The organism is Chromobacterium sp. CCUG 76385, from assembly GCF_059916625.1.
Genome location: NZ_JAUCGU010000077.1, coordinates 1 through 572 on the forward strand (window position 1 = coordinate 1; position 572 = coordinate 572).

Sequence of the window (572 nt, forward strand, 5' to 3'; positions counted from 1 at the left end):
CATCAAGGATGGCAGCGCCAGCAGCACGGTCAGCGTCCACAGCGACGGCTCGGTGACCAGCAGCAATCCGGCCGTCAGCGCCAGTTACGCCAATGGCGTGCTTAGCCTCGGCATTCCCGAGCCGGCCAATGGCCAGTCGGTCAGCGTGTCGGCGACGCAAACCAATGCGCTGGGCAATGTCTCCGCCGCTGGATCGGACAGCGGCACGCTGGATGTGGTGCCGCCGGACACCCCGGCCATCAGCTTCCAGCCCAACGGCCTGACCGCCCTGCTGTACGGCCTTAACGACAGCCACATCTCCAGCCCCGCCAGCGGCCAGACCGCGCTGTCCACCGTGCTGGCCGACCTGGCCAACCATAGCCCCACCGCCAGCTTCGTCGCCACCAGCCTGAACTTCGGCGATCAGAACGGCGTCTGGCACGGCAGTACCGACTTCGGCAACAACCTCGGCAATTCGCTGGCCAACCTCAATGCCTTCCTCGGCGGCAATGCCAGCAATCTGCAGCTGGCCAGCGGTTACGGCGTCACCACCCAATCGATCCTGACCCTGAACGGCGCCTTCAGCGCCGCCG

Annotated in this window: 1 protein-coding gene; it reads left to right on the forward strand. The window is 66.4% G+C overall.

What is annotated here, in order from left to right:
- A partial coding sequence (locus QUG01_RS19945; RefSeq protein ID WP_500831610.1) for a hypothetical protein occupies positions 1-572 on the forward strand: 572 nt, incomplete at both ends.